At 41.1% G+C, this 923-nt stretch carries 1 protein-coding gene and 1 pseudogene; both read left to right on the plus strand.

What is annotated here, in order from left to right; genetic code table 11:
* A pseudogene (locus QVO99_RS00015) lies at nt 1-169 on the plus strand (type I restriction-modification system subunit M); the annotation flags it as partial.
* Nucleotides 170-212: 43 nt separating this feature from the next.
* The coding region (rhuM, locus tag QVO99_RS00020; protein WP_288176817.1) for a RhuM family protein at nt 213-923 on the plus strand (711 nt) is incomplete at its 3' end.

Consider the following 923-nt stretch of genomic DNA (forward strand, 5'->3'; position numbering starts at 1 on the left):
TGAGAACGACTACAATCTCAACATTCCTCGTTACGTTGATACTTTCGAGGAAGAAGAACCTATCGACATTCATGCTGTCATGAAGGAAATCAAGGAGCTGGAAGTCAAACGAGCCGACCTTGACAAGGAGATTGAAGGCTATCTGAAAGAGTTGGGATTGGTGGAATGAATTTTTTGTACCAGGTTGGGACAATTTTAGAAGAACGTTTTATATGGCTGAGAAAGATAATATACCAGAAATGCGTCCTACGTTTGATGCTATCCGCAGGACTGACGAAAACAACAAGGAATATTGGAGTTCGCGCGACCTTTGTAATGCTATGGGATATTCTACTAACTGGAAATTCCAAAATGTCATAAATAAGGCAATTGCCGTAGCCAATCAAAAAGGCATGAAGATTGATGACCATTTCAACCAAACGGTTGATATGGTCAAGCTCGGTAGTGGTGCATATAGAAAGGTGAACATATTCCGTTTGTCTCGTATGGCGTGCATGATTATAGCTGAAAATGCAGACGGAAAGAAGCCTCTGGTGCAACAAGCAAGAGAATATTTTTCGCAGTCCGTTTCTACCACAGAACTTATCCAAAACTCACTGGAATCCAACATATTGCTGTATAAAACAGCACAAGGTGAAACCCGCATTGAAGTGATATTCAACAACGAGACATTTTGGATGTCGCAAAAACGCATGGCAGATTTGTTTGGCGTAGACCGAGCAACGATTGCTTATCACCTTTCTCAAATTTATGAAAGTGGAGAACTTACAAAAGAGGCAACTTGTAGAAAAAATCAACAAGTTCAACTTGAGGGTGAGCGTGATGTGGAACGTACTCCTTTGTTCTACAACCTTGATGCCATTATTGCCGTAGGTTACCGTGTGAACAGCTATCAAGCAACTCAATTTCGTATATGGGCAACT

This window comes from Prevotella sp. CAG:592, from assembly GCF_000436015.1.
Classification (GTDB): Bacteria; Bacteroidota; Bacteroidia; order Bacteroidales; family Bacteroidaceae; genus Prevotella; species Prevotella pectinovora.